Raw genomic sequence first — 23,295 nt, forward strand, 5'->3', positions numbered from 1 at the left:
AATAATCTATAGGTTATTTTTCGCGTCTTTTGGAGGTTTGGGCCCAAAAAACTGATAATAATGGCACTCAATTCTTCCATTATATAATTTCCGGCTTTTATCCCACCTTTTTTTAATGAACCTTTCTGGTTTTGGCAGCGAAGTGAGCATATGCAGGGACCAATCTTCGAGTCTCTCCAGAACCTCGCCAAGTTCCCGATAAGCAGTTTCAGCTTCTTCTGCTGTTCCAAGCCTTTGCCCGTATGGAGGATTCGTAATGATACAGCCATATTTAAATCTGGAGCGGACTTCTTTGACCGACAGCCTTTGAAAAAATATTTTTCCTTCCAGACCTGCTTCTCTGGTGTGTTCCCTGGCTAAGCGTAAAGCAGCTGGATCAATATCCGAACCATAGATTGCAAGTTCCTCATTTCTTTGCCAGAGATCTTCTGCTTCTTCTCTTGCTTTTCGCCAATGTTTTTCCGCAATGTTCGTCCATCGCTCAGCCGAAAATGCCCTGGCCAGACCAGGTGCCCGGTTCTGCCCGATAAAAGCCGCTTCAATCGGAATCGTTCCTGTTCCGCAAAAAGGATCCAGAAGAACACGGTCGGGGTTCCAGTAGCTAAGATAGGCCATTGCGGCAGCAAGTGTTTCTTTTAATGGAGCCTCCCCGGCCATTTGCCTATAGCCACGTTTGTTTAATCCCTTACCGGAAGTATCGATGGTCAGCGTAACAGTATCTTTCAGAATAGAGACCTGTACGGCATAGAGGGCTCCTGTCTCTTCAAACCAGCTGACGCCATAGGTATCCTTCAGTCTCTCCACAATCGCTTTCTTAACGATCGCCTGGCAGTCTGGAACACTATGCAGCTGAGATTTAACCGATTTTCCGGTCACCGGAAAACAGGCGTCCACCGGCAACCATTCCTCCCAGGGCAATGCTTTCGTTTGCTGGAATAATTCCTCAAAGCTCCGGGCTTCAAACTCACCCATCTTCAAACTGATACGGTCCGCACACCTCAGCCACAGATTGGCCCGGCAAATCCCTTCTTCATTTGTTGTCCATGATATCTTACCGTTCTGAACCTCTGTATTTTCATACCCCAGATTTTTAAGTTCCCGCGCAACGACAGCTTCAAGCCCAAATGCCGTTACTGCGACCAGTTCAACCCTTGCCATGCAAACACTCCAGTAAAGCTAAATTTTACGCATAATCTACACATCAAAAAAATTACAATATTTACTAACTTTTTTACGATAAATGACATTTCTTTCTGTAACCAAAATAAATGACAGGCTTTAAAACCATTGGAAATAAACGATTTTCTTCTAAAAAACAGTCAAATTATTTTTTTTCGGCCTTTGACAGGCATCAACATTTTTCTTCCTTATTGTAGTGTATACTGATAAAGGTTGCAAAATAAGAAAATTTTAGAAGGAGGAACGACAGTTGAGGCCTGTTGTAATGGTCATCGACGACGACACAAGTATAGCCAATCTTCTGTCAACAATGCTAATTAGCAACGGCTATACTCCAATTATCGCGTCAAATGGATATTCAGCTCTTACTATGCTGAAGAGCTGCCCTCACCCAACCTTGATTCTCACAGACTATTCCATGCCTATACTTAATGGCTGCGAATTTATTGAGAAGGTTTCAGTTCAAAAAAATCTGAAAGATATCCCGGTAATTATGATTTCCGGTTCAGATATTGAAGAAAGGAAGCTGCCGAAAACCACAAATTTCAAGGGGATTATCCAGAAACCGTTTAAAATCAATACGGTTCTTGACGTTATCAAGCATCACGCAATCAATCATTGCGATTCTTCACTCTATCCTGCTTAAATTCCAAACAGAGTTTGCACATTCATTGATATATCGGAAAAGGTATCAAGTCAATAATAACCATAATACGCAAAAAAGGCAAAATTAATGCCTTTTTTCTTTATCTTTAAGCAGCTGCTGTCTCAGCAGTGTTAAAAGTCTTTGTTTTTATAGATTCGGACAGAAACCTTGAACGAAAGTACCAACAGAACCATCCCAACAACAAGCATCATAAGGTAAATGACCGGACCGGCATACCCATTCAGTACCGCAGTAAGCTGCTCCAATCCCTGATTTGTGGTTTCCAATTCACCGGCAGGTATTTTTATCAACTGACCCATCGCGCCAATAAGCCCAAAAATAACAAACATAGAGATGAAATTGGCCCACCTGGAACGCATATAACCTAAACGGTAATAGAGCGGCAGGTAAATCGAAATATATATGCTCAGCAGCAGCACGACAATTCCAAGAAAACTTACAATGGCCTGGATACTGCCCGTCAGGCCGGGGAAATTAAATAGATAAAGAATCATACTTTCCGGAATGATGATAACCATGATAATCAGCGCATAGACAATTGCAGACAGATATTTGGCTAGAACAATTTCTTTTCTGTTAATCGGAAGACTGTTGATCATAATTTCCCCATTATACTTAAAATCATAACTATTTGCATAAATCAGCATGAAATATACACCTAACAAAAGTTGCACTCCCGCTATTCCCGGGCTTCTGTACATCGTGCCCGAGATCGAGATACACAAGAAGATAATAATGAAAATATTGCTTTTTTGGACCATTAAATCTTTTAGTATGATCCGCCACACTTTTACCTTACCCCCATTCTTGTTCTGTTAACTAGGTAAATCATAATTTCATCCAGCGTGGGCCTCTCGACAATCATCTTTTCTTTCAGTGCTGGCGAGATAACCTCTAAATCAGCTGTCAGCCCTTCAAAGCCGACACTACTTTTGCGCAGACCGATGAATTGTTTTTCCAGGGAGGAATCCAGCAGGTAATTGGGGCCTTTAACCAGAGAAAATCGCTCCAGAACCTGATCTTTTTCATTTGTAAATACAACGCTGCCCTGATTAATAAACGTTATATAATCTGCAATCCTCTCCAAATCTGAAGTAATATGCGTAGAAAAGAGTATGGCTTTATTTTCATCCTGCATCAGAAAGTAAAGAATTTCGAGCAATTCGTTTCTGAACACGGGATCCAGACCGGATGTCGGTTCATCCAGGATGATCAGCTCCGCCTGATGAGAAAGCGCCATGGCCAAAGAAAACTTTGTTTTCATTCCTTTGGACAACTTGTCAATTTTCTGTTTTGGGTTTAAGTCAAATTCTTTCAGGTACTTTTGAAATAAATGTTCATCCCAGTATTGATACATCGGTGCCACAATCTTTTTCATTTGCTCGATCGTCAATACGCCATAATAATGATTTTCATCGTAAACAAATCCGATTTTGTTTTTGATTTCTTTTTCACCTTTTACATGATCCAGACCAAATACTTTGATCTCCCCCCTATCTTTTTTCAGGAGATTCATGATCAGTTTAATCGTTGTGGTCTTGCCTGAGCCATTTGGCCCGATAAGCCCCATTACATAACCTTTTTCCAAACTGAATGTAACATCTGAAAGCTCAAACTCCGAAAAATATTTCCCTAATCCCTGGATTTCCAGGATCAGACTGCTGCTGTTCCTTCTGACAGGGTCTGTTTCGTTCACTTTATTATCCTCCTTATCTTACTTTGCCGGGGTCATATCGTCATAGACGTTCTTTAATATTTCTGTGATTTCAGCAAGGCTTAAATTCAGAAGCCTGCTTTCCTTGACAACGTCTTTCAACATTTCTTCAATTTGTTTTCGTTTATTTTTGATCCTTGCCTCACAGTTTTGCAGAGCAACAAAAGACCCTTTTCCCGGAACAGAGTAAATAAACTTCTCCCGTTCCAATTCCTCATAGACTCTTTTGGTTGTAATGACACTGATACGCAAATCCTTCCCAAGCTGCCTGATCGAAGGAAGCATTTCCCCCTCGGTCAGATCTCCCGCCAGGATCAATGTTTTGATCTGATTGATGATTTGCTGATAGATCGGTTCTCCGCTCATGTGTGAAATAATGATATTCATGCATCATCCTCATTTATTTAAAGCTAAACCCGGACAAGAGAGAGCATACTGTATATATATAATATATACAGTATGCTCTCTCTTGTCAACGATTCTTTATTGTCCGTTTCTTTCATAAAATTTAATAACCGTTTCAAAAGGCACTAATAAAAAGATATGTAAGACTATGTCGGAAAGGAGTAGCTATGCAGATAAAAACATTATTAAAGACCGCATGCGCCGTGGTTGTTGCCTTGCTAATCCAATATCTATATCTGGAAGGACCGGCAATTGCATCCTTCCAAAACGACCGGACGTATGAATATCAGGTGGATAATTATGCAGTCAAAGCACAATTTCCAGCTACAACTGAAGTGCATTTGACTCCCGACAAAGGAGAGGAAATGCGTCTGAACATCTATTTTACGGACAGTAAACTCAGCTTCAGGGGATATCTCCAGATCTGGCGGGCAGCCGACCTTGAGCATTTCCTTCAAGACAGCAAAGCCAGAAGTACTTATAACTTTATAAGTTATGTTCTAAAACGTACGTCCTTAAATCATTGGAACGGATTTGAAGAAAGCTGGTCAGCTGATTTTGGCGAAAATGTTATAAGCTCGCAGGAATACTGGCTGGAATTGAACGACAACAACGAAGTTGTCAGAATCTCCTTTTTTACCGATCAGGCTTTTTTCCCGGACAGCACGAGCAGCGCCATTCGTTCGATCCTGGATTCTATATCTGTCAAAAATCACTGATTTGTTTACTGCTCATCTTGTTAACTCACTCGTACCACGTCAACTCACTAGTTTCACCAGCACAATTTCTGGTCTGCTGCAGAACCTGAATGGGAAATGGGTACTTTCCCCTAAGCCGCAATTGATGATCATACTTGTGTTTTTATACCGAAACTCTCCATAATCATACTTTGGAAACAACGCTTGTCCCGGAACATAAATAGCCCCGAGCAGCGGCAGCCTAATTTCTCCACCGTGCGTATGCCCGACAAGCACCAATTCTATGTCATCCCCGGCTGCTTTCGTTAAAATATCAGGAGCATGAGCCAGCAGTATTTTCGGGGCCTGATCGGATATCCGGCCTGTGGCCTTACTTAAGTCATCCCTGTGCGTATACGGATCATTGACCCCGACGATCCAGATATGGGAATTTCCGATGCTGTACGTATACGCCTCGTTTTGAAGAACATGCACTCCCTCATTAATCAGAGGCTCCTGGATATGAAAATGATACCGCCATTCGTGATTGCCCGACACAAAGAAAATCGGTTTGGGACGAAGCCCTTGAATCAATTCCCGGCCATATCTTTTGCTATGCAAATCCGTCAGATGCAGAATTGTGAATCCCTCAAATTCTTTGGGTAAGTTGGCAATCGAAACGCGGTACTTGGTTACAGCAACTGAATGCCGCTCATAATATAGAAAAAAGGTGGTTCCGATTATCCCGATTCCACCTGCAATGAACTGACGGCGAGTCAAATGATATTTACACAGAAGATGACCTCCCTCCACCCCGGCCGTTTCTCTGATCTTTTAGGGAATGACTGGATTCAGTGATATAATACTGTTATTATACATGATCAATGTCTTCTTTCCTAATCTTACCACAGGGAGGAATTGCCTTTGCTACAGGTTAACGGTGAAATAGAAGGTATAAAAAACAGTATTCTTGAAAAATTAAACAGTTTCTATACTTACCAAATCCCTAGAGACCATTTGTGGACACAGGAACTCATTGAACAACTTGCCGAAATCTCTTCGCAGGTGAACAAGGAAATTGCCGTGTATGCCGACCGCAAAGGCCGGATCACCGATGTCAGCATAGGAAATCACAGTACCGTGAAGCTGGCTGAAGTGGAGCAGAAACGCAGCCTGCAGCGCCTTTCAGGCACCCGTTGTATTCACACCCATCCGAAGAGCAGCGGTTTATTATCTTCCATGGACATCAGTTCTCTAAAGCAGTTGAATCTCGATGCAATGATCGCCATCGGGATCCGGAATAACCGGGCTGAAGATCTTTATGTTGGCATTCTGTCACCCACGAACATTGAGGAGGTCAATATTTTCGGACCCCTTGCGGCTGATATAGATGACTTTGCGTTGCTCTTTCAAAATATCGAAGATGCCGACAATGTACTCAGGAAATTGCCTGCAGAAAAAGCCAAAACAAGTGAACGTACCATACTGGTTGGACTGCAGACACGGTACAGCAGAGACCTATACGGAATCAGTGAAGCGGAAGTCTCGTTTGCTGAACTCGAAGAACTGGCCAAAACAGCCGACGCCTTGATTGTTGGCCATTTAATGCAAAAAAAAGAAACCCGCGATTCCTCAACGATCATCGGCCCGGGCAAGCTCGAGGAACTTCAGCAAATGATTCAGACACGCCAGGCTGATCTGGTTATCTTCGACGAAGAATTAACCGGCACCCAGCAGCGCATCCTGGAAGAAAAGCTGGGGTTGAAAGTTCTGTCCCGTACAGGCCTGATTCTGGATATATTCGCCCAGCATGCCCGTTCCAGGGAAGGAATCCTGCAAGTAGAGCTAGCCCAGCTCGAATATAGACTTCCCCGCCTGACAGGAACCGGGGTGGCGCTTTCCCGTCTGGGAGGCGGCATCGGAACAAGGGGACCGGGTGAAACAAAACTGGAAACCGACCGTCGTCATATTCGCTCCCGGATCGCTCATCTGAGAGAACGCCTTGACGACATCCGTAGACAACGCGGCATTCTCCGCGGAAACCGCCAAAAAAACAATATCCCGGTTCTGTCCATTGTCGGTTATACCAATGCCGGGAAATCTACCCTTTTAAATGCGTTGTGCGGCTCGGATGTCTTGGCCGAGGACAAACTGTTTGCTACGCTTGATCCGACAACCCGCAAGCTTCCCTTAAATAACGGCAGTACGGTCCTGCTTTCCGATACGGTAGGCTTTATTCGAAGACTTCCGCCTAATTTGCTCGATGCCTTTAAATCAACCCTGGAGGAAGTCGTATTATCCGACCAGATTTTGATTGTGGCTGATGCTGCTGATCCTCAGGTCGAAGACCACATCCGGATTGTCGATGAAATCCTGGCAGAACTTGGTGCAGGCAGTAAACCGACCCTGATTGTCCTCAACAAAGTTGACCGTTTGCATCCGGACAACCGGATCAGCTTGTGGCGCGAAACTCGGCCTGTTGTAGAAATTTCTGCTTTGCAGAGGAGCGGGTTGGAAGAACTGAAGCAGGCCATCGAGAAAGAACTGTTCAGTGACCTCATTCGGGTTAGTCTGGAAATTTCTGTTTCCGATGGAGCCGCATTGGCCTGGCTATATGCGAATACGAAAGTTCTTGAAGTCGTCTATGACGAACAAGTTACCCACGTCGAAGCGGAACTCGCCGCTTCCTTACTGAGCACTGTGGAGAGGTATAGAGTCTCTGCTCCATGATAGCACTGTTATGCCTCTGAACCAGTACCACTGCCTTTCGCTTTTCGTTCTATTACAGTTGACTTACGCCTACTTCAATTAACAAACCAATGGTAAGCAAAATCCCAAAAAGTGTATTGGTCTGAGCCACACTTTTCATTCCCGGCATCATTTCAGCCGGGAATTTTTTATTGCGGAATCCGTTCAAGGCCTGAAGAGCATTCGGAATACTCAGCAGGACCAATAGTGCCCAGACAGGCAGAACACCTGCCAGGGTAAGTACCACTACCCAAAGATTGGCCACCAGGAACATTCCCGCCATGAATTGTACAGCTCTGCGGTGTCCCAACAGAATGGCGAGTGTATGACGCCCGTTCAGCTGATCCCCTTCCCGGTCTCGTATGTTGTTGGACATCATGATTGCTCCGATTAGAATCAGATTCGGAACAGAAATTAAAAAGACGTCCCAGTTAATGCTGCCGGTCTGAACAAAATAGGCAATCAAAATAATTCCTGATCCCATAAAGAGCCCGGCCAGCAATTCTCCAAAAGGAGTATAGGCAATCGGGTAAGGCCCACCTGTGTACAAATAACCGACAGCCATACAGCCCAAGCCAATCAGGGCCAGCCACCAACTGCTGCTACTGCAGATGTAAATACCCAGCAGTGATGCAATTAGCAAACAAACCAAAGCCAGACTCAGAACTGTCCCTGCTTTTATTCCGTCCCTGGTTATCGCACCGGCGATGCCAACGGATTCCGCTGTATCCAGTCCCCGGATAAAATCGTAATACTCATTAAACATATTCGTGGCTGCCTGGATTAAGATTGAAGCAATCAGCATTGCCGCTACCAGTCCCCAGTTTAAGCCGTTTCTAATCTGCCAAGCCAGTACCGAACCAATCAGAACCGGTATGAATGAGGCCGTAAGGGTGTGCGGACGAAACAGCCGCCATAAAACCTCCCTGCGGTTTGATTGCATCTTGGCCCCCGAAGAGGATGATTTCGTTTCCATTATGATTGCTCCTTTGATTTAGTCTATGATTATTCAGTTCCTCATCATTCATTCGAAGTTCGTGTTTTATCTTGTGCTGGTCAGAAGCTTAAAGCCGAGTGCTCCGAAGATGGTTGCCGAGACAATATTCATAACCTTGGAAAACCCGGGCTTCTTTAAAATCCAATTTCCTAGAGAGCCGGCCGAGTAACCGATAAATCCAAAAATCAGCGCAACAAGCCCCATAAAGATAAGCCCTAAGAATATCATCTGCAAAGGAACGCTGCCAAATTCAGAATTGACAAACTGCGGCAGGAATGCCAGGAAAAAAAAGGCAACTTTCGGATTGAAAACATTCATATAGAAACCTCGCAGCAGCAGGCCGCGGTGATGGGGCCCTTGTTTGTCAACACCGGCAGTCAGTGGGTCATTCCGATGTTTGATCGCTTTATATGCCAAATAAAAAAGATAAAGTACCCCGCAGGTTTTAAACAGAACAAAGGCGACTTCTGACGTCTTGAATATGACAGATAGCCCCAGCGCCGCGGCCAACGTATGAACCGAATTGCCCAACGTCAGCCCGATTGAAGTAAAAATACCTGCCTTCTTTCCCTTGGCTATACCCTGGGTTATCAAAAATACAATGTCCGGACCGGGTGCCAGGATCAGTACAATGGACGAGGTAATAAACAGCAGGACCGCAGATAATGAAAACACGTTCAGTTCTTCCTCTCTTGATCTAAAGTTCCGGATCGATTGCCTTTGGGCAGCAGCCTGTAAACTTCGGCATAGATTTCGCTTAAGGGAAGGTTATGCTCCCTGGCAAGTCTTTTACAGTCTTCATATTCAGGTTTCGATTTGATTCTTTCCGCATCCAAATAAGAACATTTTACATTGACCGGACCGTACCGGGTCTGCACCAGCATATTCTCCCGGCAGAGCATCGTTTTTTCAACCGGATAACTGCGCAAGCCAATCGCCGATGTTTCCCGCAAAATAACTTCCCCGACAGCTGAAATCCCTTCCTTATTGACTAAGGCGCTTAATTTTGACCCCGGCCGCCCCTTCTTCATGATCACCGGGGTTTTAAAGACGTCCAGGGCTCCAACAGCAACCATCTTTTCTTCAATATATTCATAGAATTCCGGATTCATATCATCAATATTCGTTTCCAGCATCCACTGTCTTTCCTGCTGTCTGAATCCGGGAGCAGTCTTTTCCGCTCTCTCCCCAAGATATACCCGTAGAATATTGGGTATTTCCAAATCCCGCCGGCCAATCCCATAACCGGTCCGGTGAATGATCAGATCCGCATTGTCCGTATATTCTTGAACATTCGCAGCCAGAATAGCCGCTCCTGTAGGCGTCGTCGTCTCAAAAGGCACGATTCCGGTCTTTACCGGGACGCCCTGGAGCAGCTCTGTTACGGCCGGTGCAGGAACCGGAAGCAGGCCATGCTTACAGCGCACAAATCCACCACCAAGTTCCACTTTGGAAGCGATGATCCTGTCAGCTTGCAAGTATTCCAGGCAAACAGCCGACCCGACAATATCCAGAATCGCATCCACGGCCCCGACCTCATGAAAATGGACTTGATCGGCCTTTATTCCATGGACCCTTGCTTCCGCATCCGCCAGAATGGCAAATGTCCGGATGCTTCTGTCTTTCACAGCTGCTGATAAATCACTTTCCCTGATCATTTTAGTGATATCAGCCAACGTTCTCGCCTGCTGGCCGGAATGGTGGCTCACGGGGTCTCCAACCGTTATCTCTACGCGTGTGCCTTCAATTCCATGTTTGCTTTCAGAACAGATGTTCATTGTATATTGCTCATTGATTTGAAGTTTAGCCAGCTCAGCGAGCAGATGATCCTCTGGGACGCCAAGATCGAGCATCGCTCCGAGATTCATATCTCCACTTATGCCGCTGAAACAGTCATAATAGATAACTTTCATCAGCCACCTCTTTTTACAGTTGCCACTACATTCATTCCCAAAAAATCCACCGCCGGAATGAGTACTGAAATAATCAGTCCCAGGATGAACATATCCAACATTCTGATACCCTCTTTGAATCTTATTATACAAAATATCTTCGCTTAAAAATATCCCATTAGAAAAAAATAATCCCGTAACCGGTAATCATAGGCCCCTACAGCGGCCTGATCTGCGCCAATCCATGTATAACATAAGAAAGCCCTTGTCAGACGGCAACCATATACCCTGCACGACAAATATGCCCCCAAAAGAAAGAACCGGAGAAAAATGAACAATAATATCAACAAACCCTAAGCATCTTCTTGCTTAGGGTTTGTTCTATGTGGAACATCCATAAATTGAGCTTATAAAGTCTTTGCCATCTCATTTAATTCTCCACACATTGCGGTAATTTCCTCAATGCTTGCTGTGACTTGTTCTGTTGCTGCGGCCTGTTCCTGGCTGGCATGCAATGAACTTTTACTCATATCTCCAGCATCATTCACTTTAGCTTTGATGGTATCCGTTAATTCCTGGATCCGGGGAACAGTGCTCTTAGATTGTTCTGAAAGCTTTCTTATTTCTTCCGCCACAACACCAAATCCTCTGCCTGATTCCCCGGCTCGGGCGGCCTCAATTGCTGCGTTCAGACCAAGCATTTTTGTCTCGTCCGCTATTTCTTTTATGAAGACAGAAACCTTATTAATTTCTTCAGAAAGGCCGATAATTTCCTTAATATTGTTGTTCAGATTTTGTTCGTTGGAGTGAATACTCGTAGCCTCCGCTGCGAGCTCTTCAATCGCTGCAGAAATTGCAGACAAGCCGTCTTCAAGATTTCCTGAAATAATGCGCAGGTGTGCTGCTGTTTTTTTGGGGATAATGACTCCCAGAGAAGCGACTATTTCGTCAGGATTGTCTTCGTCAAAGAGCGGGTAATTTGTTTCTAAAACAGGGAAACCATATATCTCTGCTCCACCTTCTTTTGAAATAGGCTTTTTCGTTTTGATGGTCCGGGCAGCAACATCTTCTTCCAGAATAGCATGACCAACAGGAAGAGATGATATATCAAATTTTTGAGAAGCCTGCCGGTAAACAACTTGAGTTAAATCCGTCATGTAAATAACCGAACCTTCATCGAACATCTCAGCCAAAACAGGAGCAAAATCCTTAAAGGCAGCAGCCACAGGGTGTAATTTCGGTAGAAAAACAGAAAATGCACCGAAAACATTGTCAGTATCATCAATAATTGGCATAGCGACAATGATGAGCCGTTGACCATAGACGGTCCGGGGAACATTCTGTGAGACTGTTTTTTTATTACGCACTGCATTCATCATCACGCCGTTGCTCTCAACATGATTCCCGACCTCAAACGAATCTAAGTGGAAAGAATCTGAAGAGAATCTCCAAACAACCGTATCTCCTTCCGTTACGCAAAACATAATTCCGCCCGGAACCAAATGGCCTAGGGTTTCTGCCAAGAATTTGCATGAATCTAAAGCCGAAAACTTAATCATATTTGTTCCTCCATTTTTAACTAACAGATGCAAATATTTCGTTTTTTAATTTCGTGACATCCAGAAGCATAATCAAGCGATCCTCAACTTTACAGATCCCTTTGATGCAATTATTGCCTAAATGAGCAATTTCGACATATAAGCTTTCGATGGACTCTTCACCTACACTCAGAACCTCGGAAACGTCATCCACAATATTGCCTAAAAGCATTCCTTCCAGGTTAAGTACCAGCAACCGGCTGTCATTTTCTGTTTCCGTGTTTTCAACACCAAATCTTTTTCTAAGGTCTACCACGGGAATAACCTGATCTCTGAGGTTTAACATACCTTCTATGAAAGAAGGCATGTTCGGCACTTTGGTAATGTTTTTGGGAATTCGTATTATTTCCTGGGCACAAAAAATGTCAATGCCGTAATATTCTTTGCCCACAGCAAACACCACCATTTGAATATTTTTCAACATATCACCTCCTTTTTTATAGTTATTTATATCGTATTTTTTATGCTATCGTTTAAATGGGTTATATCAAAATGATAGACTAAAGCTAATAATCCCAAACAGAAACTTTTTTAATAAATTTAAAATATTTTTCCAAAATAAGAAAAAAGCAACAAACATTATTATAGCTTTATAAATAATTAATATTGATAAAATATTTAGATAATTGAAACAATATTTGGCTAAACGTACTAGATAAAAGAGGAAAGGAGAAAAATGTGATGCAGCAGAAAGAAATAGTCAGAAAAATTGTCGAAACATTTTATGGTGCTACAGAAATTACAACCTTGTACATCCCGTTAACACTGGTTAATCGCCCTTCAATTCTAAGAGGATCCAACTATACATTCTTGATGGACTATTTTGAGTTTGGTGAAATCATCAATTTTCTTACAGCTTTGTTTGAACAAGACTCTTTTGACTTGAATACTTATCATACTGTTATTACCAAGAACTTCTTTGTCTATAACATTGTGATGATCGGGTACAAAACAAAAAAAATAGGAGCGGTGGTTTCTGGGCCGCTCATCGTTCATGATCCTCCAGAAATAGTTCTGGATAATATTCTCAGGTCTCAATTATTATCCTTTCAGAAAAAGCAGGAGTTCAAGACCGCATTGAAAACAGTGCCTTTGACCACTTTAAAACGTATTGATTACCTAGGAAGATTTCTCCTTGTGTTATGTAAACCCAATATCAAGACATTAGTCGGCTCGAAGCAAAATTTTCACTGCTGGGAAGAAAGAGATCCCAAGGCAGGATATAAGAATTTGCTTAATCCCTGTCTGGAGGAGGATAGAAAAAGCCATTATGACATGATTTATTTTTTTCTTAAGAGTGCTAGAGATAACATCATCCGCGGAGATGAAAAAGGAATACAACTGCTTCTCAGAAAATCCGGGGACTTGCTATGGCAAACACGGGCCTACGATGAGCAATATATTTCTTCCCTAAAATTAAATTGCATCATTACAGGCAGCATCTGCTGTCTTTACGCCATTCAGGGAAATGCTCCCTATGAACGGATGATGTCTCTGCTGGAGCGTTTTATTGTCAAGATAAATAAACAGAGTTCACCTGAAGAGATTATTATTCAAATGGTAGAAATCTCTAAAGTGTTTACACACGCCGTTTCTGTCTTAACCTGTAAGGAATATTCGATCCATATAAACCGGGCTTTACAGTATATCAAACGTTATTATGCTGAAAAGATCACTTTAAATCAGCTGGCCAGGTATCTTAGCTTAAGCCCTTCATATCTTTCCAGTCAAATAAACAAAGAAACACACTTAACACTTGCAGGCAATATTAATAAAATCCGGATTGAGCAAAGCAAGGATCTTTTGCTGAATTCCAATAAGCCCATTAAGGAGATTGCTGATGCGGTGGGGTATAACTATCAAAACCATTTTAATTCTATTTTTAAAGGCATAGTTGGGATGACCCCACTAGAATTTCGAAAAAAAGGATTCTTAAGATAAATTAAAACATCCGGCACATTGCTTAAATGCCCGAACGTTTTTTAGTCTCTATTATTAAATTTCTGGGAACAAGTCTTTTATTTATTCGGATGTCATCTAATCTCCAATATCGGAGATTTCTTTAAGTTTCTTGCTTCGTGGCGTATACGCGGGCACACCTAACGGCTTACAATGTCAAATTGTCAAGGTGTAGGTGTCGTTTGACCATAGGTCAAAATTTAGAGCGAATAAAGAAGTGCATTGCAAATGGCTGCAGCAACATTGCTTCCGCCTTTTCGGCCTCTGGCTACGATATAGGGAACGCCGGAAAGCATGATCAGCTCTTTAGACTGCACAACGTTGACAAAGCCGACGGGAACTCCAATCACCAGCACCGGCTTAATCTGTCCTGAGCGAATAAGCTGGTCCAGTCTGATCAGTGCTGTCGGTGCATTTCCGACGGCGATGATCAACGGTTCCGGAATGGTACTGGCCTTCTCCATGCAAACAGCCGCGCGTGTGCTGCCCTTTTCCTTTGCTTCCTGTGCTACATCCTGATCGGATATAAAGCAGTAAACCTTTCCGCCATATGCGCCTAGTTTGCCGGCATTAATTCCAACGCTGGCCATTTTTGTATCTGTTAATATCGATGCCCCATTTTTAATGGCACTAAGCGCAATCTGCACGACATTGTCGGAAAAACACAAGTTATGGACATAATCAAAATCCGCCGAAGTATGGATCACCCGCTTGATGATTGGGGCTTTCTCCATATCCAGTTGAATATCCCCAAGCTCTTCCGTGATGATCTCAAAGCTTCTTTTTTCAATCTCCTCTGGCAGTACATTTTCAAATCGATGCTCCATGATTATTTACCTTCCTACTTTTTCTGGGTTAATATTTGGGGGCGCATTTTGATCCATGGCTTATTTTAGCTTTCTTTATGCGCTATGCTTACTCCAACAGGCCAGACCGATAACACAAACACTGGGTTCTGTCCCGTAAAGAGATGATAATTCGCCAGTTTTCTGGCTTTGGAGACCATTACTTGAACAATCTCTACGTCATAAACAGTCTGATCGTTATAGTAATCCATGGCTTCATTCAGGGTTTCCAGCGTAATTGCATTGATAACAATTCCCGCAACCGGGTTTTTGGCATAAACCATATCGAGTATTTCCTTCAAATTACCGCTGCTGCCGCCGATAAAAACCCTATCCGGGGGCGGAAGCTCTGCAATACCGTCCGGTGCCGTATTTTTGATAACAACAAGATTTTTTACACCGAATTTCTCTTTATTCCTTTGGATGAGCTCTACCGCCTGATCTTTTTTTTCGATCGCATAGACAAATCCATCCGACTGCTGCAGTGCCATTTCAAGTGCAACAGAACCGGTCCCGGCGCCAATGTCGTAGGTGGTATCACCCTGGCGGAGACGTAGCTTAGAGAGAGAAACCGCCCGGACCTCCTGTTTGGTCATCGGCACATCACCACGCACAAACCATTCATCTGGAAGCCCGTGCGTGATGCAGGCCCGGTCCAGCGGCGTAACATTTTCGATTATCATGACGCTCAGTGAGGCGAAAGGCTGTTCAATAAATTCTTGGGCCTTTCCGATGCAAATCCTCTCATCCGGATAAGATAGGTTTTCACCAATACTTACTTTGACATGAGCTAAGCCGAAATCACACAGTCTCCTGCAGATGGATTCCGGATTCTGGTCTCCACCTGTCAGAACGAATACCTTCTTGTTATTTGTCACTTTTCCAACGATATTATTGGCTCTGCCATGCAGGCTGCAGATCACGGCATCATCCCAGGCAGTTCTGAGCTTCGAGGCAAAATACTGAAGTGATCCAATTCCGCAAATCAAGCGGATGTTTGGTGAAGCCACGAGGTTTTCGGATTCCAGAGTACCGAGGAGCGACTTTGCCAGGCTGTAGAAGCCAACATCCCCAGATACCAGAACAGAAACTTCATAGGAGCATGTGCCGACCGATTGCAGCGTATGCAGAAGTTCCCTGATCTGCCGATCCTGGGTCGCATAATATAAGTCTTTTCCATCTGCTAAGTTCATCAATCCTGCCAGGATACGCTTATCACCAATCAGACATTGGCTTCGTTCTATTGCCTCCGCTGCCTCACGAGTCAGCTGCAGGAGATTGCCTGGGCCCATGCCAATGATGTTCAGCTGCAGCATTTTGCGTCACCGCTCATTTCCTTTATCCGATCGACAACAATTTGTGCAAGTCTCTTATCTGCCCCCAAAGTTTGTCCAAAGCTGATTTTTACATTGGGGTATTCTTTCAAGAATTCATCAATTTCAGCCGGAATATCCTCCAGGATATGAATACCAGCAAACAGGAAATACGGAATGACCTTGATCTCTGTAACTCCCCGGTCAACAAGTTTTTTCAGGCCAGTTTCCAGATTGTTAGCGGAGAATTGTAAGAACGCATATTCAATTAAATTAGTATTGAGTCCAGACTTCAGTTCTTCCTTAACCATCTCAATGATTTTCTGCAGCGTATTTTCCGTTTCACTTTGTCTGCTACCGTGAGCTAAGATTAAAATTCCCGTCATCGCACTCTTCCCTTTCCAAAAAAATTCCTTAATTAAAAATTCTAACTCCATTACCTGGTATTCTAATGAAATCGGTTATTCAAATTTAGAGAGATCTTAAGGCCTTCTCTGCACACTCCAGCGTCCGGTCAATATCCACTCCCGTATGGGAATTAGAGATAAATACCGCTTCAAATTGCGCAGGGGCAAGATAAATTCCCTGATCCAGCATGGCACTGAAGAATCGTCCATACATCTTCGTATCACTGGTCAAGGCATCGGTATAATTATAGACTTCCCGTTCGGTAAACAACAGCGTTGAAAGCGAGCCGATACTGTTTACCGTCGCCTTTAGGCCTCTAGCTTTGATCAGTTCCCGTAATCCGTTGCTTAGTCTTGCTGAGAGACTATCAATATGCGTATAGATCTGCGGGTTGTTTTTAAGAATAGACAGTTGAGCAATGCCTGCAGCCATGGCCACAGGGTTTCCGCTTAAGGTTCCTGCCTGATAGACTCCTCCGCAGGGTGCGACCTGCTGCATAATTTCTTTTCTTCCGCCATATGCCCCGACCGGCATGCCGCCGCCAATAATTTTTCCAAAAGCCGTTAAATCCGGCTTGATTCCAAACAGTTCCTGGGCTCCGCCAAGACCAAGCCTGAATCCGGTAATAACCTCATCGGCAATGAGCAATGTGCTGTTTTCAGTACAAAGCTTTTGCAGTTCCTGCAGGAAACCCGGCTTCGGCAGGACAACACCCATATTGGCAGGTACAAGCTCAACGATCACTGCTGCAACCTGGTCTTTATTGTTTTCAAATAAGGCCTGCACACTGTCAATATCATTAAATACCGCCGTCAGGGTATCAACGGCGCATCCCGGAGGAACACCGAGGCTGCTCGGTACGCCGGAGGACATAACCCCTGATCCTGCCTTGACCAGCATTGCATCGCTATGCCCATGGTAACAACCTTCAAATTTTATGATTTTATTTCTACCGGTAAAGCCACGGGCTGCACGCACTGCGCTCATCGTTGCTTCTGTTCCGGAATTGACCATCCGAATCATTTCAATCGACGGAACTAGGTCAAAGATCAATTGGGCCATCATGACCTCTGCTTCTGTAGCAGCCCCAAAACTCAAGCCATTTTCAGCCGCTGCCGTCACTGCTTTGAGCACTTCCGGGTTGGCATGTCCGAGGATCATCGGCCCCCAAGAGCCGATATAGTCGATATACTCGTTACCGTCTACATCATAGAGTCTTGCCTCTTTGGCGTGGCTGATAAAGCGCGGCGTATCGCCGACAGACTGAAAATTACGCACAGGGCTGTTGACTCCGCCGGGCATCAGCTGTTTAGCCTTTTCATATAATATTTCCGATTTCATAGCTTGTACCTGCCTTTTAACTGTAAAATCTTAACCGATTCTTCCTTCACTGATATACGCCGCAATCTCCGGTGCAAAATATGTGATCAGCATATCGGTTCCTGCCCGGAAAAAACTCACGGTTGTTTCGCAGATCATCGCGGCTTCATCAATCATTCCGGCCTTCGCTGCAGTCTTGATCATGCTGTACTCTCCGCTGACACTGTAAGCAGCCAGGGGAAGGTCAAACGTCTCTTTGAGCTTGGCAATCACATCCAGGTAAGCCAGAGCCGGTTTGACCATCAAAATGTCCGCCCCTTCCAGCACATCAAGTTCTGATTCCCGGACGGCTTCCCGCAGATTATGATAATCCATTTGATAAGTTTTCCGGTCTCCGAAAGACGGTGCACATCCGGCTGCCTCCCGAAAAGGTCCATAGAAGGAGGATGCATACTTGGCCGAATAGGACATAATCGGTAGGGTCGTAAAATGGTGTTGGTCCAACGCTTCGCGGATGGCTTGTACCCGTCCATCCATCATATCGGATGGCGCTACCATATCTGCACCGGCCTGGGCATGGGATACTGCCACTTTGGCCAGTATTGACAGAGTACCGTCATTATCCACTTCCTTGCCTTTTAATAGGCCGCAATGTCCGTGACTGGTATATTCGCAAAGGCATACATCTGTAATGACATTAATCTGTGGAAAGCTCGACTTGATTTTCCGAACAGCCTGCTGCAGGGCACCGTTTTCGTTATAGGCCTCACTTCCGGTCTCATCCTTGCGACTGTGCTCCGGTACCCCGAAAAGCAGAACACTGCCGATACCAGCCTTGATGACGGTTTCCACCGCATGTTCAACCCGGTCCGGGCTGTAGCGCTTCTGGCCGTCCATCACTGCGATATTTTCTTCAATTCCACTGCCTTCCTTGATAAATATCGGGTAGATCAGGGCACTTTTAGAAAGACGAGTTTCACGTACCAACTCCCGGGTAACGTTGTCTTTTCTAAGTCTTCTAGGTCTGATCACTTCTATAGATTCCTCCTTATTCCTGAGCAATCGCCTCGATCATACTATCCAATGTTGCCTTTTCGGCAACAACACACTTCATCCCATGGCTTCGGGCGGCTTTGGCTGTTTCTTCACCGATACAAACTGCCGTTACTTTTTCAAAATTAAGCTGCGGCAGGGCATTGACAAATCCGCCTACTGTCGAAGCACTTGTAAATGCAGCATAATCAAAATCATAAGATAAGATCGCTTCTTTCGCAAAAATGTTGCTATCTGATTCATAGAACGTGTCATAAACCGGAATATCTTCATAGCAGATTGCAGCTTGATCAAAAATGCGGTTTAGATCTTCCGATCCTTCCCTGTCCCGTAAGACCAACACTTTTTCTCCAGGTGCCAGAACGTTGACGAGGCCGCTGGCAAGGCTGGCGACGTTATAGCTTTCTGGCATATACTCAATGCGAATGCCGCGCTGGGTAAACACCTTGGCCGTTCCGGCTCCGATAACCGCGATCTTAATCCCGTACAGGTCGCGGATGTCTCTCCCCGTTTCGAGCATTCTGTCAAAGAGAACCTCTACGCCGGCCGCGCTGGAAAAAACAAGCCAGTTATATTCTTTGATCCGCTCCAGTGCAGCATTAAATGCTTTATTGTCGCTTATTGGTCTGGTTTGGATACATGGGAATTCCAAAGCTTCCCCGCCAAGATCTCGCACCTTCTGACTAAGGACGGAATTAAGCTTTTCCGGACGTGTTACCACGACACGTTTACCTGCAAGCGGACGCTCCCCTGCCCATTCGAAGTTCTCGGACAAGGAACAGACCTGGCCGATTACGATAACAGATGGGTTGCGGATTTCCGCCTTTGCAGCGTCACCTGGCAGGTTGCCGACTGTTGTCAGAAGCTTGCGCTGTCTTGCTGTCGTCCCTCTTTCGATAACCGCCGCCGGCATATCCGAAGCCATTCCAGCATCCAGCAGCCCTTCGGAAATACTTTCGATCGCCGATACTCCCATCAGGAATACCAATGTTCCTTTCATGTTTACAGCAGCCTGAAAATCAATATTCGGAGTCTCGCCCTCTTTTGTATGTCCTGTAATGATATGCAGGGAAGAACAAAAGTCCCTGTGGGTTACCGGAATTCCTGCATAAGCAGGAACCGCGATGGCCGATGTTACCCCCGGTACTACCTCGAACGGAACCTGATGTTCATGAAGCAGTTCCAATTCCTCTCCGCCACGTCCGAACATAAACGGATCTCCGCCCTTCAGACGAACGACTGTCCTGCCTTCCAGGGCTTCTTCCAACAGAATCCGGTTGATCTCGTCCTGCGGAATACGATGATAGGTCGGCAGCTTGCCGACATCTATTTTTTTTGCGTCTTTAGGGATTAAATTAAGGATTTCAATACCTACGAGCTTGTCGTAGATGACAACCTCTGCATTCTGAAGAACACGCAGCCCTTTTACGGTGAGCAGTCCTGCATCAGACGGGCCTGCCCCAACCAGCCAAACTTTCCCTGTTCTCTTTTGCTCCATTTATCTTACCTCCGCAAATAGTCTCGTTGCCAACCTGTATCCTATTCCCGCCGCATCCCTGCGGTCGCCGGTCATGCTGCCTTTGGCCTTTTCACCGGTTTCAACATCGACATAGAGGCCGGTGATCCTGACTTCTGTACCATGCACTTCGGCAAATGCCGCAGCAGGTGAACTGCACCCGCCGTCAAGTTTTTGAATAAAGGCTCTTTCAGCCAGGGCTGCCGTCTGAGCATCTTTGTCGTTGATACACGCCAAAAAGTTGAGATCCTCGCCTTTTCTGCCCTGAATCGCCAGGATTCCCTGTCCGGCAGAGGGGATCATTTCCTCAGTGGAAAACACCCTACTGATACGGTTTTCCAGTGACAGCCGCTTAAGTCCTGCGAAAGCCAGCAGCAGAGAACTGAATTCACCCTCGTCCAGCTTTTTGAGCCGGGTAAGTACGTTGCCCCGCACAGGCTTGACATCTAAACCGGGATACAGATCTAAAAACTGGATTGTTCGGCGTGCGCTGGAACAGCCAACAGCCTTTTCTTTGTCTAGATTTTCTATAGATCCTGTCCCCTGCGGCAGAACCAGTACGTCCCGAGGATCTTCTCTTTTAGAAAATGCCGTAATCGGCAGGTCCTCCGGTATTTCTGCCGGCATATCCTTTAAACTGTGAACAGCGATATCAATTACACCTTGACAGAGCGCCCTGTCCAGTTCTTTCACAAAAAGACCTTTTCCGCCAATTTTGTCCAGCGTCTGTTCCAAGATTATGTCCCCTGTGGTCTTCATAGTAATAAGTTCCAGTTCCAGTTCCGGATGATTTTTCCTGATTTGTTCCATAACAATTTGCGACTGGATCACCGCCAGCCTGCTTTCCCGGCTACCGATGATTATTTTTCTTTTTCCCATTCGGCTACCTCTATTTCCGTTTTAGTCAAAAGTTAATAACTGTTTTTTGTTTCCTTTTGTGATTACAATTCCATGCGTTCATTCATGTATAGCCTCAGCTTTTCTGCCGTCTTCTTGACCTTCGCATGGTCTTCCCCGCTGGCCGTGAGTCCAATCACCATATTTCCCTTCCTGACCACTGCCGGGAAATAGAACGTACATAGCTCCTTACGATCTGCGACACTGACAGGGATTCCATACCGGGTGCATTCTTCGGCAATTTGACGGTTTACTTGTGTTTCATTGGTTACTGCCAGAACCAGGTCAGCCCCATTACAGTCCCCTTCCTGATACTTGCGACAGAGCAAAGTGACTTTTTCATTACCTGCCAATTCTTGTTTAAGCTCCGGGACAAGTTCAGGCGTAATCACGGTAATGTTGGCATCAAACGGCAGTAATGTTCTGATTCTTCTTGCCGCAATCTTTCCGCCCCCGAAGACAACAATCTTTTTATTCTGAAGAGAAACAAAAAGCGGAAACCAAGGCTGATTCGGACGCTGTTCCAGAGAATAGTCCCTGGCAAGCTTCTGCAAAATCTGTTCCTTGTTGTAAAACGTATGCTGTTGCGCATCTTCTTTCTCATCTATTTTACCCGAACGTTTCAATATCTCCAGTTGTTCCGGCCGCCTGATTAGAATCACTGTAATTCCCAGCTCGCGCGCTGCTTCAATTTTTTCCTGGAATCCTCCGGTCTCTCCGGAGTCTTTTGTCACCAGAAATCTTGCTTGGGATGCTTTCAGCATGGCAATGTTCAGCTCTTTGGAAAATGGGCCCTGCATATAGCTTATATTAGACTTCTTAAAGCCCAGCTTTTCACACTTCTCCATTACATCCTGCATCGGAAGGACCCTGGCAAATACCCGCTCCTGATAGTCCTTGATTCCGGTAAACGTTTCAATCTCCTTGCTTCCGCAGCTCAGAAAGATGTTCCCGGTCTTATCATTTAATACCCGTACCGCATCCTCGCTGTTGTCCGCATAAATCATGTTTTCCAATATATTTGCGTTAAATGACGGATTATTCGAGACCAATCTGCCCGGTTCCCTTTGCAGACGGATATAGTCCGTTGCGGTTTCGCGGCAAGCTTCGCAGATATTGTCCGTGACAATTCGGGCGTAAGGATGTGTTGTATCAATGACACAGTCCGGCTGAACCTCCCGAATGAAGGCGATCATTTCTTCCCGGTCCAAACGTCGCGCTTGGATGTGAAGATTTTGATACGGTTCGATCAGCTCCCTGCCATAATCCGTGGCCACTGAAACATACACTTTTGCATTACTTCGCCGCAGCTCATCAATCAGCTCCCTGCCTTCAGTTGTCCCGGCAATGATCCAAAATACCGGCATTTTCATCATTTCTTATATCCTCTCGGTGTCACCAGTTTGTTGTTGATTACCCTTGTCTGTGAATTCCCGATGATGACAGTCGTAAACATATCAACTTTCTTTTCTCTCAATTCAGTCAGGCTGGAGACAATTTCATAATTCTCGCCCTCTCTGCCAATGCTGCGGACAATGCCCGCCGGCAGGTCAGCATCCTGATGGCGCATCACAATATCGCAAGCCTTTTTCAAATAATCGTGCCTTTTGATACTCGATGGGTTGTATAGTACAATGACAAAGTCTCCCTGGGCTGCCGCTGCAAGCCTGGCTTCGATCTTCTCCCACGGCGTTAATAGATCGCTGAGGCTGATGACTGCAAAGTCATGAATGAGTGGCGCTCCGAGAACAGCTGCACCGCTGCAGGCCGCTGTGATTCCTGGTATCACTTCGACCTCAAGGAAAGGATACGGCTCTGCAAGCTCCAGTACGATTCCCGCCATGCCATAAACTCCGGCATCCCCGCTCGAGACCACAGCAACCGTTGCGCCTTCCAGCGCCTTTTCAACCGCGGTCCTGCAGCGATCTACCTCTTTCTTCATCGGCGTAGCAATAAACTTTTTATCCGGGAACTGATCCTTGATTAAATCGATATAAAGCGTATACCCGACTAAAATATCACTTTTTCTAAGTGCTTCCTGTGCACGGTTTGTCATTTGTTCCGGTCCGCCTGGCCCTAATCCTACGACATATATTTTCATTGCCCT

At 45.0% G+C, this 23,295-nt stretch carries 23 protein-coding genes; 4 read left to right on the forward strand and 19 right to left on the reverse strand.

Annotated features, from left to right (window positions below):
• Positions 1–6: 6 nt before the first annotated feature.
• The gene (locus tag OKX56_RS05010; protein WP_019225019.1) at positions 7–1,158 is read right to left on the reverse strand and encodes a THUMP domain-containing class I SAM-dependent RNA methyltransferase; all 1,152 of its coding nucleotides are present in this window, start codon (positions 1,156–1,158) and stop codon (positions 7–9) included.
• A 271-nt stretch (positions 1,159–1,429) separates the two neighbouring features.
• On the opposite strand from OKX56_RS05010, the gene OKX56_RS05015 reads away from it, so the two are divergent.
• Positions 1,430–1,825 (forward strand): response regulator, encoded by a 396-nt coding sequence (locus OKX56_RS05015; protein WP_019225020.1) that lies wholly within the window; start codon positions 1,430–1,432, stop codon positions 1,823–1,825.
• A gap of 131 nt (positions 1,826–1,956) precedes the next feature.
• Here OKX56_RS05015 and OKX56_RS05020 read toward each other — a convergent pair whose 3' ends face one another.
• The 3 genes from OKX56_RS05020 to OKX56_RS05030 are packed head-to-tail and all read right to left on the reverse strand — an operon-like array spanning position 1,957 to position 3,947.
• Complete coding sequence (locus tag OKX56_RS05020) at positions 1,957–2,634, reverse strand: ABC-2 transporter permease (RefSeq protein ID WP_019225021.1); 678 nt, start codon at positions 2,632–2,634, stop codon at positions 1,957–1,959.
• Positions 2,635–2,636: 2 nt separating this feature from the next.
• On the reverse strand, positions 2,637–3,542 hold the full coding sequence (locus OKX56_RS05025; RefSeq protein WP_019225022.1) for an ABC transporter ATP-binding protein: 906 nt from the start codon (positions 3,540–3,542) through the stop codon (positions 2,637–2,639).
• An 18-nt stretch (positions 3,543–3,560) separates the two neighbouring features.
• On the reverse strand, positions 3,561–3,947 hold the full coding sequence (locus OKX56_RS05030) for a GntR family transcriptional regulator (RefSeq protein WP_019225023.1): 387 nt from the start codon (positions 3,945–3,947) through the stop codon (positions 3,561–3,563).
• Positions 3,948–4,132: 185 nt separating this feature from the next.
• Here OKX56_RS05030 and OKX56_RS05035 point away from each other — a divergent pair, with 185 nt between their 5' ends.
• Positions 4,133–4,684 (forward strand): hypothetical protein, encoded by a 552-nt coding sequence (locus OKX56_RS05035; protein ID WP_019225024.1) that lies wholly within the window; start codon positions 4,133–4,135, stop codon positions 4,682–4,684.
• A 39-nt stretch (positions 4,685–4,723) separates the two neighbouring features.
• Here OKX56_RS05035 and OKX56_RS05040 read toward each other — a convergent pair whose 3' ends face one another.
• On the reverse strand, positions 4,724–5,455 hold the full coding sequence (locus OKX56_RS05040; RefSeq protein WP_287895781.1) for a metallophosphoesterase: 732 nt from the start codon (positions 5,453–5,455) through the stop codon (positions 4,724–4,726).
• A gap of 111 nt (positions 5,456–5,566) precedes the next feature.
• On the opposite strand from OKX56_RS05040, the gene hflX reads away from it, so the two are divergent.
• Positions 5,567–7,372, forward strand: coding sequence for a GTPase HflX (gene hflX, locus OKX56_RS05045; RefSeq protein ID WP_019225025.1), 1,806 nt, complete (start codon positions 5,567–5,569; stop codon positions 7,370–7,372).
• 52 nt (positions 7,373–7,424) lie between these two features.
• Here the strand turns inward: hflX and OKX56_RS05050 are convergent, their stop codons facing one another.
• From OKX56_RS05050 to OKX56_RS05070, 5 genes are all read right to left on the reverse strand, one after another.
• A complete protein-coding gene (locus tag OKX56_RS05050) occupies positions 7,425–8,366 on the reverse strand; it encodes a 1,4-dihydroxy-2-naphthoate polyprenyltransferase (RefSeq protein ID WP_019225026.1) in 942 nt (313 codons plus the stop codon).
• A 66-nt stretch (positions 8,367–8,432) separates the two neighbouring features.
• Positions 8,433–9,062, reverse strand: a complete 630-nt coding sequence (locus tag OKX56_RS05055) for a LysE family translocator (protein WP_287895786.1) — start codon at positions 9,060–9,062, stop codon at positions 8,433–8,435.
• 2 nt (positions 9,063–9,064) lie between these two features.
• Positions 9,065–10,300: a nickel pincer cofactor biosynthesis protein LarC gene (gene larC, locus OKX56_RS05060; RefSeq protein WP_019225028.1), complete on the reverse strand. Its 1,236-nt coding sequence runs from the start codon at positions 10,298–10,300 to the stop codon at positions 9,065–9,067.
• A 386-nt stretch (positions 10,301–10,686) separates the two neighbouring features.
• On the reverse strand, positions 10,687–11,838 hold the full coding sequence (locus tag OKX56_RS05065) for a methyl-accepting chemotaxis protein (protein WP_019225030.1): 1,152 nt from the start codon (positions 11,836–11,838) through the stop codon (positions 10,687–10,689).
• Positions 11,839–11,854: 16 nt separating this feature from the next.
• Positions 11,855–12,301 (reverse strand): chemotaxis protein CheW, encoded by a 447-nt coding sequence (locus OKX56_RS05070; RefSeq protein ID WP_019225031.1) that lies wholly within the window; start codon positions 12,299–12,301, stop codon positions 11,855–11,857.
• Between the two features lie 257 nt (positions 12,302–12,558).
• Between OKX56_RS05070 and OKX56_RS05075 the strand changes: the two genes are divergently transcribed.
• Complete coding sequence (locus tag OKX56_RS05075) at positions 12,559–13,818, forward strand: helix-turn-helix transcriptional regulator (RefSeq protein ID WP_019225032.1); 1,260 nt, start codon at positions 12,559–12,561, stop codon at positions 13,816–13,818.
• A 218-nt stretch (positions 13,819–14,036) separates the two neighbouring features.
• On the opposite strand, the gene OKX56_RS05080 is transcribed toward OKX56_RS05075, so the two are convergent.
• The 9 genes from OKX56_RS05080 to cobJ all read right to left on the reverse strand — a co-directional run bounded on the left by OKX56_RS05080 (position 14,037) and on the right by cobJ (position 23,289).
• Positions 14,037–14,663, reverse strand: a complete 627-nt coding sequence (locus tag OKX56_RS05080) for a precorrin-8X methylmutase (protein WP_015044961.1) — start codon at positions 14,661–14,663, stop codon at positions 14,037–14,039.
• Between the two features lie 65 nt (positions 14,664–14,728).
• Positions 14,729–15,997, reverse strand: coding sequence for a bifunctional cobalt-precorrin-7 (C(5))-methyltransferase/cobalt-precorrin-6B (C(15))-methyltransferase (locus tag OKX56_RS05085; protein ID WP_019225033.1), 1,269 nt, complete (start codon positions 15,995–15,997; stop codon positions 14,729–14,731).
• Positions 15,985–16,380, reverse strand: coding sequence for a sirohydrochlorin chelatase (locus OKX56_RS05090; protein WP_019225034.1), 396 nt, complete (start codon positions 16,378–16,380; stop codon positions 15,985–15,987). Before OKX56_RS05090 ends, OKX56_RS05085 begins: the two co-directional genes overlap by 13 nt.
• A gap of 85 nt (positions 16,381–16,465) precedes the next feature.
• Entirely contained in the window at positions 16,466–17,743 is a 1,278-nt protein-coding gene (hemL, locus tag OKX56_RS05095; protein ID WP_019225035.1) for a glutamate-1-semialdehyde 2,1-aminomutase, read from the reverse strand.
• 30 nt (positions 17,744–17,773) lie between these two features.
• The gene (gene hemB / locus OKX56_RS05100) at positions 17,774–18,760 is read right to left on the reverse strand and encodes a porphobilinogen synthase (RefSeq protein WP_025206226.1); all 987 of its coding nucleotides are present in this window, start codon (positions 18,758–18,760) and stop codon (positions 17,774–17,776) included.
• Positions 18,761–18,770: 10 nt separating this feature from the next.
• Complete coding sequence (gene cobA, locus OKX56_RS05105; RefSeq protein WP_287895787.1) at positions 18,771–20,273, reverse strand: uroporphyrinogen-III C-methyltransferase; 1,503 nt, start codon at positions 20,271–20,273, stop codon at positions 18,771–18,773.
• A complete protein-coding gene (hemC, locus tag OKX56_RS05110) occupies positions 20,274–21,170 on the reverse strand; it encodes a hydroxymethylbilane synthase (protein ID WP_019225038.1) in 897 nt (298 codons plus the stop codon).
• 62 nt (positions 21,171–21,232) lie between these two features.
• Entirely contained in the window at positions 21,233–22,564 is a 1,332-nt protein-coding gene (cobK, locus tag OKX56_RS05115) for a precorrin-6A reductase (protein ID WP_019225039.1), read from the reverse strand.
• Entirely contained in the window at positions 22,561–23,289 is a 729-nt protein-coding gene (cobJ, locus tag OKX56_RS05120; protein ID WP_019225040.1) for a precorrin-3B C(17)-methyltransferase, read from the reverse strand. The genes cobK and cobJ overlap by 4 nt, the downstream gene beginning before the upstream one ends.
• Positions 23,290–23,295 lie beyond the last annotated feature (6 nt).

Source organism: Dehalobacter sp., assembly GCF_030063005.1.
GTDB classification, from domain to species: Bacteria; Bacillota; Desulfitobacteriia; order Desulfitobacteriales; family Syntrophobotulaceae; genus Dehalobacter; species Dehalobacter restrictus.